Source organism: Synechococcus sp. MW101C3, from assembly GCF_002252635.1.
Taxonomy (GTDB): domain Bacteria; phylum Cyanobacteriota; class Cyanobacteriia; order PCC-6307; family Cyanobiaceae; genus MW101C3.
The window spans coordinates 27951-44631 of the sequence record NZ_NQKX01000001.1 but is presented as its reverse complement, the minus strand read 5'-3'; the positions used below and the strand labels follow the sequence as shown (position 1 = coordinate 44631).

12 protein-coding genes and 1 pseudogene are annotated in these 16681 nt (G+C 62.7%); 1 reads left to right on the top strand and 12 read right to left on the bottom strand.

The window, feature by feature from the left end; translation table 11 throughout:
* The first annotated feature begins 29 nt into the window (after positions 1–29).
* Complete coding sequence (locus tag CJZ80_RS00160; RefSeq protein ID WP_094509993.1) at positions 30–2435, top strand: polysaccharide biosynthesis tyrosine autokinase; 2406 nt, start codon at positions 30–32, stop codon at positions 2433–2435.
* Positions 2436–2545: 110 nt separating this feature from the next.
* On the opposite strand, the gene CJZ80_RS14790 is transcribed toward CJZ80_RS00160, so the two are convergent.
* The 12 genes and pseudogenes from CJZ80_RS14790 to asnB form a co-directional block, all read right to left on the bottom strand.
* Positions 2546–3271, bottom strand: a complete 726-nt coding sequence (locus CJZ80_RS14790; protein ID WP_144036855.1) for a hypothetical protein — start codon at positions 3269–3271, stop codon at positions 2546–2548.
* Positions 3271–4680 carry a glycosyltransferase family 4 protein gene (locus CJZ80_RS00155; protein WP_094509991.1) on the bottom strand — a complete coding sequence of 470 codons (1410 nt, stop codon included), beginning with the start codon at positions 4678–4680 and terminating at the stop codon, positions 3271–3273. The genes CJZ80_RS14790 and CJZ80_RS00155 overlap by 1 nt, the downstream gene beginning before the upstream one ends.
* 727 nt (positions 4681–5407) lie before the next feature.
* A complete protein-coding gene (locus tag CJZ80_RS15845) occupies positions 5408–5758 on the bottom strand; it encodes a methyltransferase domain-containing protein (RefSeq protein ID WP_094509989.1) in 351 nt (116 codons plus the stop codon).
* 1015 nt (positions 5759–6773) lie between these two features.
* Positions 6774–7778, bottom strand: a pseudogene (locus tag CJZ80_RS00145) (IS5 family transposase).
* Between the two features lie 82 nt (positions 7779–7860).
* Positions 7861–8589, bottom strand: coding sequence for a class I SAM-dependent methyltransferase (locus CJZ80_RS00140; protein ID WP_158217387.1), 729 nt, complete (start codon positions 8587–8589; stop codon positions 7861–7863).
* A 78-nt stretch (positions 8590–8667) separates the two neighbouring features.
* Positions 8668–9501, bottom strand: coding sequence for a hypothetical protein (locus tag CJZ80_RS14785; protein WP_144036854.1), 834 nt, complete (start codon positions 9499–9501; stop codon positions 8668–8670).
* 80 nt (positions 9502–9581) lie between these two features.
* The gene (locus tag CJZ80_RS00130) at positions 9582–10358 is read right to left on the bottom strand and encodes a glycosyltransferase family 2 protein (protein WP_233132671.1); all 777 of its coding nucleotides are present in this window, start codon (positions 10356–10358) and stop codon (positions 9582–9584) included.
* Positions 10351–10941: a WcaF family extracellular polysaccharide biosynthesis acetyltransferase gene (locus tag CJZ80_RS00125; protein ID WP_233132670.1), complete on the bottom strand. Its 591-nt coding sequence runs from the start codon at positions 10939–10941 to the stop codon at positions 10351–10353. Before CJZ80_RS00125 ends, CJZ80_RS00130 begins: the two co-directional genes overlap by 8 nt.
* 13 nt (positions 10942–10954) lie before the next feature.
* Positions 10955–12127, bottom strand: a complete 1173-nt coding sequence (locus CJZ80_RS00120; protein WP_094509980.1) for a glycosyltransferase family 4 protein — start codon at positions 12125–12127, stop codon at positions 10955–10957.
* A gap of 83 nt (positions 12128–12210) precedes the next feature.
* On the bottom strand, positions 12211–13677 hold the full coding sequence (locus CJZ80_RS00115; RefSeq protein WP_094509978.1) for a hypothetical protein: 1467 nt from the start codon (positions 13675–13677) through the stop codon (positions 12211–12213).
* Entirely contained in the window at positions 13674–14825 is a 1152-nt protein-coding gene (locus tag CJZ80_RS00110) for a glycosyltransferase (RefSeq protein WP_094509976.1), read from the bottom strand. The genes CJZ80_RS00115 and CJZ80_RS00110 overlap by 4 nt, the downstream gene beginning before the upstream one ends.
* Before the next feature lie 10 nt (positions 14826–14835).
* Positions 14836–16680, bottom strand: a complete 1845-nt coding sequence (asnB, locus tag CJZ80_RS00105; RefSeq protein ID WP_094509972.1) for an asparagine synthase (glutamine-hydrolyzing) — start codon at positions 16678–16680, stop codon at positions 14836–14838.
* Position 16681: the final 1 nt, after the last annotated feature.

Genomic DNA, 16681 nt, shown 5'->3' with positions numbered 1-16681 from the left:
CCATACAATCAGCCCATCGACATTTCGCCATGAGCAGCGGCTCCCCGCCCAAGGGCCTGCCCTCAGCTCGCATGGTGGCCCTTCCGCTACCAGAGGCCTTTGATACAGAGGAGTCCGGCTTCCGCCCCGGCAACCTGTTACGGGTGCTGCGGCGTAGGCGTCGGCCCTTTCTGATCACGATGGTGCTGGTCGCGGTGGCCTTTGGGGCGCGAACGGTCTGGCAACGAATGAACGCACCGGTGTTCCAAGGCGGTTTCACCCTCCTGATCAGCGATCCGATCAACCAGCCGCGCTCGGGCAGCAGCGGGAGCACAGCCGGTAGCTCCGACATCGCCTCGGTGGCTCTCAATGAAAGCCGCCTTGATGTGCCCACCCTGATGCGGGTGCTGGAAAGCCCGGCGGTGCTGGGGCCGGTGTACGAGCAACTGCAGAAGAGCCATGCGGGCCAGGCCATGCCAGGGGTATCGGTCTCGCTGGTGCCGGCCGGGGGCAACGCACCCGGGTTGCTGGCAGCTGGGGTGCTGGCAGTGAATGCCCGCGGCAAAGACCCGGATCTGGTGGGCCGTGCGCTTTCACTCACGGAGAAGGCTTACTTGCAGTGGTCTCTGCAGCAGCGACGCGAGAAGCTGAGCGAGGGGGTGCGCTTCCTTGATGAGCAGGCGCCGGCCTTGCAACAGCGCTTCCGTACCCTGCAGAACCAGGTCGAGGCCTTCCGCCGTTCCAACCGGGTCCTGCTTCCTGCGGAGGAGGCCACGGCGGTGCGCCAGCAGGTGGGCATGCTGCGCTCCCGGCTGGCCAGCCAGCAGGCGGAGCGGGAGCAGCTGCTCCGCCTACGCGACGACGTGGCGGCGGGGCGCCTAAGCCTGCGCGACTTCAGCAGTGACAGCCGCAGCAGCGCCGCCAGCGGACTTGAAGGCAGTGTTGACAGTGGCCTGGGCACCAACGTGCGGGTCAACCTTCCGGATCAGGCCATCCTGGAAGAGCTCAGCAACGTCGAGAAGCAGATCGCCGCAGCCCGCGTCACCTTCCAGCCTTCCTCCCCATTCCTGCAGAACCTCCTGGCGGCGCGCAACCAGCTGCGGCCGCAGTTGGAGAGAAAGGAGATGGAAGCCGTGGATGCGGCGGTCCAGAAGCTGGATGGGGCGATGGCGATGAACCAGGCCAAGGTGGAGCAGCTGGAGGGCCGCTTTGAGCGCCAGCCGGGGCTGCTGCGGGAATACGAAGACTTGCAGCGGCAACTCAAGGCGGCCGAAGCCAACCTGGCCAGCTACCAAAGCACACGGGAGCAATTCAGGCTGGAGATTGCACAGAACAATGTTCCCTGGAAGGTGATCGCACCCACGGTGGTGAATTCGACGCCCGTGGAACCGCAGCTGGGACGGGGCCTGCTGCAGGGCTTGCTGTTCGGGTTGGTGGCCGGTGCTGGCGTGGCGCTGCTGCGCGACCGGCTCGATCATGTGTTCCACAGCCCCGGAGAGGTGCGTGACGAGCTGAAGAAACCCCAGCTTGGCCATATCCCCTACATCTCCTTTTTTGAGGGAGTGAGAGCAGAAAAACGCTTTCTGCTCAAGGAACTTGACAACCAGGAGAGTGGGGTAGCGCGCTATCAGCGCTTCCATTACCAAGAGGCCTTTCGGAACCTCTATACCAGCCTGCGATTTCTAAGTACGGAGAAGCCGTTGCGATCCCTTGCGCTGAGCAGTTCCCAGCCCTCAGAGGGGAAAAGCCTAGCGATCGTGCTGCTTGCAAAGACGATGCACGAGTTGGGCCGCCGCGTGCTGCTGGTGGATTCCGACCTGCGCAAGCCGCAGATACATCATCGCCTGGGCCTCGACAACCACGCCGGCCTCAGCAATCTGCTCGCAGAGGAGGGCTGGGCATGGCGCGATGTGCTGCAGACTGTGCCGGACTACCCGAACTGGGATGTGATCACGGCAGGGCAGCGGCCGCCGGATCCACCGCGGCTATTGAGTTCGGCTCGGATGGGTGAGCTGGTGTCGGACATCGCCACCCATGGCGGGTATGACTTGGTGCTCTACGACACGCCCCCGGCCCTAGGGCTGGCGGATGCGGCGCTGGTGGCCGAGCACCTGGATGGCATCGTGCTGCTCGTGAGCCTCAACCGGGTTGACCGGGCCCTGCCGGCCGAGGCGATTAAACGTATCGAGGCCGCCGGGGCGCCTCTGCTTGGTGTGCTCACGAATTCCCGGGTGGAGGACAGTGGCAGCGAAGGGGGTTACGGCTATGGCTATGGCTATGGCAGCTATAGAACACTTGCAGGAGAGGCGGCTCTCGATCCGAGTAGCTCGTACGCCTATTACCGCGATGGCGAGGCGGCTGCGGCAAAGCAGAGAGGCTTGCGTTCCCTGCTGCCGAACGCAGCCAACCGCCAGCGCTGGGGTCGCAGAGTTCGGCAGTGGCTCGACGGCTGCTGAGGAGAGTTGAACTACGGGATTCTTTCACACTTGCACCGTTCCATTGCTGCCTGGATAGTTCTCTTGCCGCCTACACGATTTAGCTTCTACAACCAAACAACCAACTTCCCTCACCTCAGAGATTGTCGCCGGTAGCGGCGGCGTAAGACTGCCAGCGCTGTGAGCAAGGGGAAAAGCATCACTCCTGGAGTTGGTGCTGGGACTAACTTGGGTGCGGTGAATTGATCGATCGTAGTAGTGGCACTACCAAACCGATTATCTTGTGTACGCTGGGTGAACTGGAAGACGCTACCAATCACAACAGGCACGGAAACAGTTCCACCCTGGGAATTGGGCCCTATATTGTTAGTGAGCTGGACAAACGTAGAATTCAGTGTGTAACCGAAAGGATCCCACAAGGGGCCATCCCGGTCTGAGGTGACGAAACTCCACCGAAATGTAATATTGCCAGCTCCCTGAGCCACAATGCTAAAGCTCGTCTGGCTCGGGGAATTACTCCCATTGTTTCCGCTTGTGAGCTGGATCGAGTTGGGGGCGCCAGCCGTGCTGATGCTTCCCGTGCCGGGGATGGATGTCCAGTTAGATACTGAATAAACATCGGTAAAGTTATTGATCGTGATCGTGATGGCCTCTGCAGGCCGGCAATCGCTCAGCGAGATGACCGCCAAGCCAGCAATCGCTTGAAGGCCAAACATCGCCAGCTTGCCCCCCTTGAAGGTTGCTGGATCCGTTGCATGCGGCTTCACTTTCATGGTTCCCAGGTTAGCCGTTGGCATCGCATCTGCCTGAACCGCCAAGGCTGAACCACTAATTGGGCGGCGATAGAGCTCACCCATTAGCAAACATCCTGAAGTGCATTCGCCGCTTTGGGGTTGATGGCCTGCGGCTTAGTGGCCTCAACATCCATTCGACTCGAGAGGGTGGCCACCGCACGTCCATTCGGTAAGTGACGGCAGATCAGCTGCCGATAGCGCTCGCTCACCAGCTCCGGGGTAGCGGTCCGGCGCAGGAGCTCCAGGCCGGCAGCACCGTGAGCCAAGGCAGCATCTGGATCAACCACCAGGTCCTGGATCCACGCCGCCAGGGAGACAGCATCGCCATTGGCGAACCAGCGACCGCAGCCGCTGCTCTCCACCAGCCGCCGCAGCTCTGAACCTGAGGGAGTGATGGCGGCGATCGGAGTGGCAGCGGCCAGGTGGCCATACAGCTTGCAGGGAGCCACCACGCCCACCGCCTCGATCGAAACACTCACCACCGCCAGATCCGCCGCCGCCAACGATTGGGGCAGGGCCTCAAGATCCTGATACGGCAGAAAACACACGTTGCCAAGGTCCCACTCGTGAGCAAGCTGCAGGAGACGGCGGTGCTGCGGCCCATCGCCCACGATCAGGAAACGCACGGCCTGATTGCCTCTAAGGATCAGGGCAGCGCCAAGCAGAGTGACCAGATCATGGCATCTGCCCTGATTACCGGAGTAGAGCACGGTGAAGCAATCCTCCAGCCGATACCTCTGCACAAACCAGTTGGCATCTTTCGGCAAGGGCCGGATCAGCTCAGGATCAGCCCAGCTGGGGATCACGTGCAGCCTCTCGGCGATGCCGGGAGCCTGCGCCAGCACACGCTCGGCCATCAGCTCACTCAGCACCACCACTTCCGCGGCGCCAGTGAGGGCCGGCCGATGAAGCCCGCGCCAGAGCCGGCAGAGCCAATGGCTCGCAGGGAGCACACGCAACTCCTCAAGCACATCGGGATAGAGGTCGTAGACGATCAGCAGGTAGGGGGTGCGGGTGACCTGGTGCACCAGCCAGCCCACAATCGGCAGGTAGGGCGGTTCGCTTGTGTACACGATCAGATCGCCGCGGCGCACGTAACGCAAGAGCCGCAGCCCACTGCGCATGCAGAAGATCACACTGTTCACAGCCCGGCCGCGGATGCGCCGTGGCCAGAAGCGAGACACACGCGTGCGACGGATGCAGCGGTTGGGTTCGAACTCGATCCGCTCGGCTTCGGTGGCCGGCCCGGCATACGCCGGCATCCCTGTGAGGATCTGGATCTGCAAACCGGACGCCGACAGGCGGCCGGTTAGGTCTGCCAACAGCTGGCCGGTGGCGGCGTAATCGGGCGGGAAAAACTGATTGACGACCGTCACCCGCGCCGCTCGGCTGCGGTTGCGCCGCCATCGTGCCCGCTGGCGCAGGTGGGCCAGGGCGTGCACACCAGGGATCGACCCACTCTGGCGATCCATCAAGAAATGCCGTCCGGCTTGTAGCAGAGCATCGCCAGCCTAACCGCTCCCTCAACAATTCGTAGGCAGTATGCAAAGTGGCTGGCCTCGCGAGCAGGCAGTTGCTAATCAAACGCGCCCGCTCGTGGCTGAATTGCCCGGGGTCGCTCCGACAATGCGCCATGTCGGCGCATGCCCTGAGGCGCAAGTCCAAGCCAACGGCCGAGAAAAGCCATCGGAGACAGCGACGGGATGGGATGAGCAACGGTTGTGCTTCAGTCGCGATGGAACCTCCAGCAGCCCCAAGACTTCCTGCATGAACTCCTGCATCAAGCGAACTGACCTGAGCTGAAACCTCAGGGGGAACTCCAAAACCTCCTTGTTTAGCAAATACCCAGGGGACGATTCACCCAGATTCTTCCAGCAACAATAGGGGCGATCCGTGATCCAAGAATTGTTCTGCCGCATCCAGATTGAATTCATGCCATGGTATCGCCTCTTTCGGCGTTGTTAGTGCTGCCACGAGCCCACCTAGTCGTCCTTGGGGGAGCGCCTTCGCGCTTAGCACATGGAGAAGCGATCAAGCTGGTCCTCGTGACAGCCCATTGTTCACACAACTGAGAAACACCATCGACCATGCAGAAATCCGGCCTCCGTCGCGGAATTCGCTGATCTGGCATCAACCCGTGGCAGCACTACCACTTGCACTGATGCGGATAGCACCACGCTGATGGCTCTCGAGTTGCGTTTACCAGGATCTACGAGCTGTGACGAGCATCGACATCCACAGCCACGGCAAGCGGCCCGCACCAATGAATCGTAGATCCGTAAGACCGGCAGTAATGAGTAACTGAGAGAGCGTATCTCGGCTCCAGGATTTGATGTGCCCGCCCTCCCAGAGGGCGGTGAAATGCGCATCCAACCTGCCGCTGAGGGCGAGGGCAAGATTCTTGAAATAGCCATGATATAGCGTGGAACAGATCAGCTGGCCACCCGGCTTCAAGCAGGAATACGTGGCGGCTGCCCAACATCGTGGAGCGTAGCAATGCTCCACAACTTCCGTGCTGATGACCACATCGAAAGGCGGTAAAGCCAACACCCAATCTCCTCGGGGGTTGCTGCCGCCTGATGAAAGGGAATCGTGGGAAAGGATTGCCGCGCCGCTGCGATGCCGCTGGCACTTGGGTCAACACCAACAACCTGAAAACCCGGCGGTTGAGCAACCCACAAAGAGCACCGTTGCCACAGCCCACATCGAGACTCTGGTCGCCAGGGCTTGAGCCCTGATCAAGCAAGTGCAGCAACGGTCCCGTCAGGTAGGCGTGGGTATGGGGAACACCGTGATCCCACCCGTAATCCGCCGATGGGGGAAGGAGGAGGCAGGATCCTGACCATCCAGATGCACAGAAAGTTCTGAGTCCTGATCCAGCGTTTGGCTGTCGTCCAGTCGTAGGCCGGGGTTCAGCAGGCCGCAGGCCGCCAGACGGGGGGAAGAAATGCTTCACCACCGTGGCCCAAACAGCCCGGGGCGGTCGCGCTGCCAGTGGAGTCCCTGCGGGTCCAGCTTGCCCAACAGAGAGCTGCGGGAGAGGGGTGTGTGCGGTGGTCTGGGAGCGTTGTCGGATCTGACAATCACCTGCTACGGAACGCCTTGCCGTAATCGACACTTGCCAGTCCTCGGTATCGCTTGAAGCAGAGGTTGTACAAGTTGGATATCTCAGGCATCTCACCGTAATCCCGTCTGCCAACCTGATGCTCCAGCCAGTGGAAGGCTTCCCCATGAGTGCTTGAACACCAATCAGGAGCACTCATCTGGCACCTATCAGACGCAATAAGGCAATCGACCAGGTCTGGTAGGGCTCTTCGGCATCATCCATCTCAGTCCATCGGCGACCTATCCGCATGTGACTAGAGCGCTGGTGTAGGGGGGGGTGCATGGCTAGGGAATCTCTGGGCAACAGAAGATTGACACGGGACAGCGGTCGCAATCGCCACGTTTGCCTGTGGCTCAACGCAGCAGCCATTTCATCAGGCTTCTACCGCTCGTTGTCACCCGTTTCTTCGTGATTTGGAGTTCCAAGCAGTCCCCCCCCCACGCACAGCATTCCCGCCGTTCATGACGCCTCAAGCAGCTGTCGCCACGCCAAGAACAGATTTGTGAGCGCTGCGATCACGTTGACGTTGCAACGATTCTTGGCCATCCCGCGCAGCTGGGTCTTTTGAACTCCGAACTGCTGCCTGATGACCCGGAACGGATGCTCACCTTTGGCGCGGACGTGCGCTTTAGCGGTCTCGATCAGATCCTGCAGCCTTCCATCTGGGGTGGTGGGCAGAGCTCGGCGTTGTCCCGGCCGCATTGCCACCCGGAACTCCGCTGTCATGCTCGTCATTTCGGACCGTTTGGCGATGCCCTGGTAACCGGCCTCGGCTTAGACCACCTCCTCACCGCCCTGCAGCAGCTCTGCAGCTGGGGTGAGATCGTTCACGTTGGCGGCCGTGGTGACGACGGAGTGGATCAGCCCGGAATCCTGGGCGACGCCGATATGGACTTTCATTCCGTAGTATCACTGGTTGCCCTTCTTGGTCTGGTGCCTCTCAAGATCCCGCTTCCCCTCGCTGTTCTTGGTGGAGCTGGGCGCTGCAATCAAGGTGGCATCCACGATCGTGCCCTGGCGCATCGTCATGCCCCGTGCGCTCAGGTGAGCATTGACGGTCGCAAAGATCTGCTCGCCCAGGCCATGCTTCTCCAGCAGGTGGCGAAAGGTGAGAATCGTGGTCTCATCAGGGATCCGATCACTGATCAGATCGATTGCCGTAAACCGGCGCATGATGGTCACCTCAATCAGGGCCTCTTCCATCGCCGGATCACTGAGTGCGTACCACTGCTGCAACAGGTTAATCCTCAGCAACCGCTTCGCGGAAGCCAGGGGCTACGTGGACAGGGGATAAGGAGGCCTCCCACCCTTCTTGCTGGTTTTGGGGTAGTGGGGCTCAATCAGCGCGATCAGTACCTGCCAGGGCACCACCGCCTCCATCTCCGCCAGGAACTTCTCGCGCTTGGTCTGTTGCTTGGCAGTCGTTTGCTCGTAGTCAGAGAAGCCGAGTTGCTTGCCGCCCATCAACACAGCCCTGACCGGCCATCACGGGGCCATTGTCCCGCAGGTGGACTGGGTTTTCCAGAGTTTCCCTGGCTTGTTCAGATCACTGTGCATCAGCACTGCTCAGGAAGACCAAGAGGTTCATGTGATACCAGAGTTCGACTTTGCCACTAGACTTCCAGGCATCTCTCCATCGATTCGAAATAATACTTGAATACTCAAAGCCATGCTCTGAAAATTTAGATATCCAATACTCCGGTGGCTGCTCATTCACATGATCTGTGCCTCCCTGACCTGGTGGCGCAGCGGCAAAAACAATCACACCGGAAAGCGAAGTTAACAGGCGTACATAACTGTCTGCGCAAGCCTGAGGCAAGTGTTCTGCAACTTCGACACTCACCGCCACATCATATGTCCCCAGATCAGGCATTTGCCCGATCTCAATATCATACTTAAGCGCCCTAATGCCCCGAGCATCACAAATCACAAGTGCAGCATTGGAATATTCTAAGCCAATCACTGTACATCCATTCTTTTGAAATCGCTCGAGCAGCGCACCAGTTCCACAGCCAACATCAATTACACTCTGTGGATTGAATTCATCTATAATCGATTGGGCCATCACTTCGCTACTTCGATTTGCGGCGGCCTCGATTACATTGCTGTAGTAATCTTCATCGTATATCATGTCATGAGGAAAGAGTTGAGAGTTGACGATCAACTTCTTCACTCTCGACACTACTTTACTACTTCTCATGGAAGCAGGCAGAATCAAGCGATACACTTGTTTAATCCATAACGAAGGACTGGGCATTTTGACTTCAAAGAACATACGGTACAGCCCATAGACTAGCATGCGGAATTAATCGCTAAGAGCTGTACAATTCATACGACGAGAGATTTGTTACACTCACAAGAAGGCTCTTCTAAACGCAAAACGAAGCTTCCGCAGTCGCGGCTCTGGCAACTTCCAATATGTCTTCCAAGAATCAAAGTACTTACCATGCAGAAACTTGTAAACATATCGCAGCCGAGACCGCAAGCGAATCAACAGATATCTCAACTGACTACCCTGCGCATAAGCGGGCAAGAAAGCCAGCGGGGATTGAAGCGAATCAGCTTGATGCCATGCTCGATAGCCAAGCCTTGTATGCTCAGGATTGGCAAGGCCTCCATGCTCGCCATAGCTTTTGGGAGAAATATAGAGTCGTACGCCATAACGGTGTCTAAGATGTATTGGCATTATAACTTCAAATTGCTCATAGGTATCAAGACTTCTTTCACCGGTCCACTCATCAAAAACTCGGAGCCAGCACTGGGCAGATGCAGAATTGAGAATATAGGCCACAGTTCCCGCATTGTGTCCAAAAAAACCACCCGAATCATCTTCATGATAAACTACTGGACCAACCGAGTACAGCCACCCAATTTTAGGATCAGGCTCTGATTCATTGAATGGAAGCGGAAAGAGTCCGAATCCCAAGCATGGCACAAAGTCAGCTTCGACAACGATTGTCCAATCCGGCAAATCCTTAGCAATATTCCACGCATCTCGATGACTCAGAAGACAACGGTTTTGCGCTGGGTAGCCCATCTCCTCCTCAGAGTAGCGCTTCCTGACCTGCTGAACCAGGAATCCTTCCTGTTCAAAAAATTGCTGAAGCTGCCCTACATCCTCTCGATAAACAACAACAAGAACCCTGCTTGCTGCCTCACCGAGCCGTCGACGCTGCGGATGGTGCATTAGGCGTGGAAGACATTCGCGATCAGCTGGGTGCATGGTCGATCCTTTTCGGATGTTTGGTGAGACCAGCTTGAACCCTATTACTGCTTTTCTGCCCCCCAAAGCATCAGACTGAGCATCAGCTCCACCAGCATCCGCTGGAAGGCGTAATACCAGCCGCGCCAGCCATCTAGCAGTCCGCGGTGCCAGATCAGGCAGAGCAGCAGCACCGCGAAGGGTGCGATCCAGTGGCGTTGGCGCAAACGGTCGGCGCGGGAGAGCTGGTGGCGCGGGGTGGTACGCAGCTTCTGCACTTCCAGGCGCAAGTAGCGCTCCTGCGCCCAGAACCAGCGCGAGAGGCTCTTGCGGTCGTCGTGGAGGATCGGCTCGCGCAGCGTCTCACAACGGCCCTGCAGCACCAGATCCTGGGTGTGGCCGTCGTCGATGTAGTCGCCCGCGGCGCGGCGGAACAGGGCGATGCGCGGCGGCAGCACGCTGCCGCGCAATGGGCGGCCGGCCACGCAGTAGCGGAAGGGGATGCGAAATCCGCCCACCTCCGCCGGCGCGCCCTGCAACGCTGCGGCCATCTCCTGCCGCAGAAGCGGCGTGATCCCGTAGTCGGCATCGAGGCTGAGCACCCAGCCGTCGTCGATCTGCTCCAGGCCGGCGTTCCACTGGCGGGCGTGGGTGTCGAACACCCGGTGCACCACCTCCACCTGGGGCGCAGCGGCCAGGATGTCTAGGGTTCGGTCGGTGCTGCCGCTGTCGATCACAACGATGCGCCGCGCCCAGGTGAGCCCGGCAAGGGTGCGGCCGATGTTGGCCTCCTCGTTGAAGCTGAGGATCAACGGGGTGACCTGATCGAGGGGGTCAGCCACAGGATTGGGCACCGGGCAGGGTGGTGGGAGTCGCAGCGGTTTGGCCACGCTGGCCCACCACCACCGCTGGATTCCCGCGCATGATGGCGCAGGCTGGCACCGCCCCATGGACCACTGCCGCCAGGCAGATCACGGCCCCGGCGCCCACCACCGTGCCGGGTGCCAGCACCGCCCGGGCGGCGATCCACACGTCATCCTCCACCGTGATACCTGCCAGCCGCTGCTCGAAGCCCGGCGAACGGAAATCGTGGTTGCCGGTGCAGAGATAGGCCCCCTGCGACACACACACCCGATGGCCCATCTTCACCGGGGCGAGATTATCGAACCACGCGTGTTCGCCCAGCCAGCAGTGCTCGCCCACTTCCAGCCGCCAAGGAAACTGCACCCGCAGACCGGGCTTGATGCGGCAGCCCTTACCGATAAGCGCTCCAAAGGCGCGCAGCAGCGCCACCCGCCAGGCCGAGCCCGGTAGCCAGCGGGCCGCCAGCAACGGCGATCCAAGGCAGAACCACACCGTGCGTACCGCAGCGGTAGCGCCAGGATGCCAATGGGGCGGGGTGCTGTACGTATCAAGACGCTGCATCGGGAGGAGCCACTCAATCGGCATGGGCGATCCGCAGATGGGGGTAAACCGCGGCCAGATGGGCGCGGAAGTTGAGGCGAGCGGCAGAAACATCTGCGTGGCGGGCCACCCAGGCCCGAGCGCCAACGCTGAGTCGTCGCCGACGCTCGGGGTCGGTGCAGATCGCGGAGATGGCCGCCGCCATCGCTGCCGCGTCGGACACAACCAGAGCTCCGGTGGTGCCGGGCAGCACGAAGTCTTCCGGGCCGCCACAGCGGGTGCTCACCACAGGCACCCCGCAAGCCATCGCCTCCAGTCCCGCGATACAAAGCCCCTCCTGATGGGAGGGGATCACAAAAAGATCCCAGCGCTGCAGCACTGCCGCCAGCTGCCGGAGCGTGAGGTATGGATGGCAGAGCACCACCCCCTGGAGACCCCGTGCCGCCAGTGCCGGTGCCAGCAGGTCGTCGCCGTGGGGTTCACCGGCCAGCTCGAGCCGCACGGGTTGGCCCTGATGCCTCAAGCAGGCCACTGCATCCAGGAGCAGCGTGATGTGCTTGCGGGGATCGCTGTAGCGCCCGGCAAAACCGAGGCGCCACGGCACCCGGGCGCCGGGCTCGTGGACGAACAGGGCTGGGTCGGGCGGGAGGTGGAGCACCCCAGCAGGGGCCCGTCCCGAGAGGGCTTCCAGCTCGCCGGCGGTGTGGCGGCTGATGGTGAGCAGCCGCCCCTGGGGCGCGCGCAGCACGCGCCGCTCCATCGCCTGTAGCACCGGCCCATTCACTGCACGATCGAGCAGCCGCCGCGGCCAGGGGAAGCGGCGCACCCGATCGGTCCTGTCGCCCAGCCAGGGCGTGCCGATCCAGGCGAGGAACGGCACCTGGGACGGGAGAAAGCGATGGGCGCAGAGCGGAGTACCCGTGACAGCGAGGTGCAGATCGGCGCTGGCGATCAGCCTGCGCCAATATCGGTCTGGCAGGTAGTGGGTGAACTCCAGCTCCGGCAGCCAGGCACCGATGCCGTGGCCTTCGATCGGTGGGGCTTCGTTGGCAAGGGCTTCGCTCCCTGCATAGAGAGGCCGCCGCAGCTGGTCAGGCCTACGCCACCACCCGAGGCGATGCAATGGCACGGAGAGCTGCGGATGGCAACTCCATGGCTCGTACCAGGCCACCAGAGGCTCGATGCCGAGCTGGCGCAGCTCTGCCATCACCCAGCGCAGCTTGGCAGGAACGCCCCCGCTCTCGGGCTGGATCGTGCTGATCAGGCACCTGGTGGAGGGGCGGGCGGATGTCAGGAGGAAGAGCCCACGGGAGCCGTCGGCACGGGAGGCGGGGGGAGTGGTGAGGGCAGCAATGCGGCAGCCGCGAGGGACTGGCGCTGCTGATACTCGCCCAACAGGGAAGGCACCGCAAACACAGTGCCGATGCAGAGACCACAGAGCAGTAGAACGAACGGGTCGCCGTAAACCCCTGCTGCTGCTGCAAAGAAAGGAACCTGGGCCAGCGAGAAGGCCAGCAGGCCGAGCTCGAGGCTGGCGGTGGCTGGGGGGAGCTGGCGGATGAGGCGGAGGTTGCGGAGCACAGTGCGAAGCAGCGCCAGGCCAATGGCCACCAGGATCAGCAGGCCGGGGAGGCCCAACTCCGCCATCAGCTTGCCCGCACCGCTTTCCGAAACGAACGCGAACCCCTCACCGGCAGCCGCACCCACCTGGAGGTCGCCGGTCTGAGCGAGGGTGCCCACACCGAGCCCAAGCCCCCCGGAGATCTCGAGCCCGCGCAGGAATCCGCGCACGCCAAGCACGCTGAAGCGCTCCAGCAGGTCTTCCTGCACCGTGGCGGCCCTGCTCAGGTAGGCCCCGAAGTCGTCGCCGAGAATGGTCTCCGGCAGGAGAAAAACCAGCACCAGGGCCAGGCCTGCAGCCGAAAGCAGAATGCCCAGGAGGCGGGCGGCAGATCGTCTGGGCGTGTTGCGGGCCAGCAGACCCACAAACACCACCACAAACACCGCCAGGAAAACGATCCCCTTGCGACGGCCGGTGGTAAGGGTGAGCAGCGCGAAGCAGCTAGCCAGGAGCAGCCAGCTGAGCCGTTGCTGCGGATTCCGGACAGCCACGGCCATCACAATCGCCAAAGCGGCGGCGGCACTGAGGTGCCAGGCGGCCAGCTCGCTGGTGCGCCAGAGGCCGCTGGCACCAAAGACGGAGAAACCAGCGCGGAAGTGGATGAGGATGCCGCCGCCCACCTCACGGAACAGGGGGAAGTCCAGCCCCTGATAGTCGAGAAACACCGTGACGGCCACTAGAGCGGAACCGAGCAGGTAGCACTGCAAAAGGCGGCGCAGAAAGGATTGATCGCGGCCGATCTGGAAGCCCATCCACAGCCCCAGCAGAGGGGACAGATAAAAGCCCACGCCGATCACGGTGCGCAGGGGAATCCCGAAGCGCACCAGGCTGTGGAGCGCCTGGAGAACGATCAGCAGGACAAAGAGCGGCACCCAGCGGCGCAGGGCCGGCGCCGACCAGAACATGGTCGGCAGCTCCAACAGGCCTCGGCGCCTTTGCAGTAGCACCAACGCCGAAGCGAGGAAGGCGATCAACACCAACCCCACGAAGAGTCCCGGTTGTCCGGGGGTGAGCTTGCGGATCGGGTCCTGCAGAAACCCGATCACCAGGGTGAGCAGGAGGCCGGCCCGCCAGTCGCCACTCAGCAGCACAAGGGCCAGTAGGCCGAAGAGCACCAGCAGCAGCAACAGGATCAATGAATCAAGGAGTCGTAAAGGTGCTCCAGGCGTTCGGCGATTCCGGGCCAGCTGTATTGGTCAGCCGCCAGCCGGCTGGCGGCCTGCTGCATGGATTCTGACGGACCTCCCAGGGCTCTGGCCAGGGCATCAGCCAGCTCCGGCGGATCGGCGGGGCAGATCAAGCCGGCAGCGGCCTGCTTCACTGACGCGGCCACGGCCACCTCCGGGGAAAGGATCACCGGAGTGCCGACAGCCAGGGCCTCCACCGCAGCGATGCCAAAGTTTTCGGAGGCAGAGGGCAACACAAACCAGTGGGCTTCGCACAGGGCCCGCCACTTCGCCGCTCCCTCCAGAAAGCCCAGCCAGCGGAGTTGGTGTGCGACTCCCAACCGGCGGGCCAGATCCTGCAGGCCAGCCACATAAACGGCATCGCCAGTTCCAGCGATGTGCAGCTCCCAGGCGGCGCCAGGGTGATGGCGGCGCAGCAGGGCGAGGGCCTCCAGCAAGTGCTCCAGCCGCTTCTTGGGGTGGAGGCGCGAGAGGAAGAGGAACACCGTTGGAGGTGGAGTCAGCCTGGCCATACCGGCAGCAGGAGAAGCCACGCCGAGCGGCAACACCAAGCAGGGGGTGGATAGAGCGAGGGCCATGGCCTCTTGCCGTTCCGCGTCACTGGTGAAGTGCAGCGAGGCCGCCCCCTCCAGGTTGCGGCGTTCGATCAGTCGCAGCAGCAGGCGCTTGCGGCCGACACTGCGGCGCAGACTCCAGTGGTTGAGCTGACCGATGGGACGCAGCACGTAGGGCACGCCGGCGCGGCGGGCCTGGGCCATGGCAGTGGTGGAGGGCCAGGAGAAGAGAGCATGCACATGCAGCAGCTGAATGCCGTGAAGATTGCGGGCCAACCACTGGTTGAGCCCGGGGGTGACCGCGAATTCCCGCAACGGCCGCAGCGGCGGGCTCCAGCGGGGAAAGGCCAGCACCGGCACACCCTGCCGCTCGCACCAATCGCCCAGAGGCAGAGAGGGATCGACGCCGGGCCCATGATCGTTGCTGGTGAGGATCGCCGCATCCACGCCACGGCGGCGCAGGGCCGCCACCATCGTCAGCACCGCAGCGGAAGGCCCGCCACGCAGTGGGCTGATCGACGGAATGACATGGAGAACCTTCATGCCACCAGGGTCATGGAGACGCCGGCAGGGCCAGCCCCAGATGCTGCTGCAGCCAGTGGCGCAGCACGATCAGAGCCCAGCGGCGGGCCCAGGGGCGCAGATCGATGTCGGCTGGGCAGCCGGGCAGAACAAGCGGGCCATGGCCAGGACGCAAGGGCGAACCGGGCTGCTCAAACCAGCTCTGGAAGGGAAACGCGAAGCCGCGTTTCCCTTCCAGAGGCACCGCCTTCAGCAACTCGGGCACGGCGCGCTGCAGCAGCCGCTTGCCCGGGGCCAGGCGCTGGCGGCCGGGAATGGCGGTGAGTTCACCAAAGAGCTGGGCATCCACCAGGGGCAGGCGCAGCTCCAGGCCATGGGCCATGGAGTAAGTGTCGCTGTCGCGGAGCAGCTGGGGACCCATGTAGCGGCTGCTCTCCAGCCAGGCGATGCGGTCGGCCAAGGTGGGGCTGGCGACAGCCGGAAGCTCATTCACGTCCGCCTCAGGCGGAGCGGGCACATGAAGCGGTGCATCGATCTGCCAGTGCCGAAGCAACTGCCGCACCTCATCCGGGGCGAACAACCCCCGCTGGCAACGATGGGCGGCCTCGGGGGTGGCCGCGTCGGCCAGAAAGGCCGCCAGCCGGCGGGCCCGGTGTGTGCGGCGACGGGCCAGCACACGGGCGATGGACACACGGCCTGGCCCCAGGCTGCGATGCAGCCGCAGCAGGCGGGGGATGGCACGGAAACTGGGATAGCCGCCGAACAGCTCATCGCCGCCCAGGCCGCTGAGCACCACTTTCACCCCTTCCCGGCGGGCCAGGGCCGACACGCAATAGCTGTTGAAGCCATCCACCGAGGGCTGATCGATGGCGCCCAGGAAGCCCGACAGGAACTCCGCGGCGGCCGGCGCATCCAACTGCAGGGGCACATGCTGGGCGCCGAAGTGGCGCGCCAGCTGCGCTGCCCGCTGGGATTCATCGAACCCCTGCTGTGCGAAACCGATCGAAAGGGTGGTGAGCGGCGTGGGGGCCAGGGCGAGCAGGGCCGATGAATCCAGGCCACCGGAGAGAAACAGCCCCACCGGCACATCGCCGATCAGGTGGGCCTGCACGGAGCGCTCCAAGGCCTGGCGCGCGCGCTGCGGTGCCTCGGCCTGCGGCACGGTTGCGCCGGCAGGGGCGTAGCTGGGCTGCCAGTGGCGGCGCTGGCTCCAACGGCCCTCTTGCCAGGCGCCGCAGTGGCCAGGGGGGAGGCTGCGCACGCCGGCCACCAGGGTGAGGGGCTCGGGCACACTGCCTGTCTCCAGAAAGCCAACGAGAGCTCGGGAATCGAGGCGCCGCTCGATCAGGCCGCTGGCCAGCAGGGCCCGCACCTCCGAGGCGAACAGCAGCTCCCCGCTCGCACCGTTCCAGAGGTAGAGCGGCTTGATGCCATAGGGATCACGGGCCAGCAGGGCGCTGTGGCGCTGGCGATCCCAGAGGCAGAAGGCATACATGCCTCGCAGCCGCGTCAGGGCCGCCTCACCCTCGCGTGCCAGCAGTTCGAGCAGCACCTCGGTGTCGCTGCCGGAGTGGAAGCGATGCCCTTGGGCTTCCAGCTCGATGCGCAGCTGGAGCTGGTTGTAGATCTCGCCGTTGAACACCAGCACGTAGCGACCGCAGGCCGACACCATCGGCTGATGACCGGCCGCGGAGAGATCCTGGATGGCTAGGCGGCGATGGATCAAAAGCGCCTTGGGTCCTTCTGGGGAATCCTCCTGCCAGCTGCCGGAATCATCGGGGCCGCGGTGGGAGAGGGCAGCGTGAAGGAGATCCGCAATAGTCAAAGGATGCGGGCCGAAATGATCCGGATTCAGCCAGCCGGCAATGCCACACATG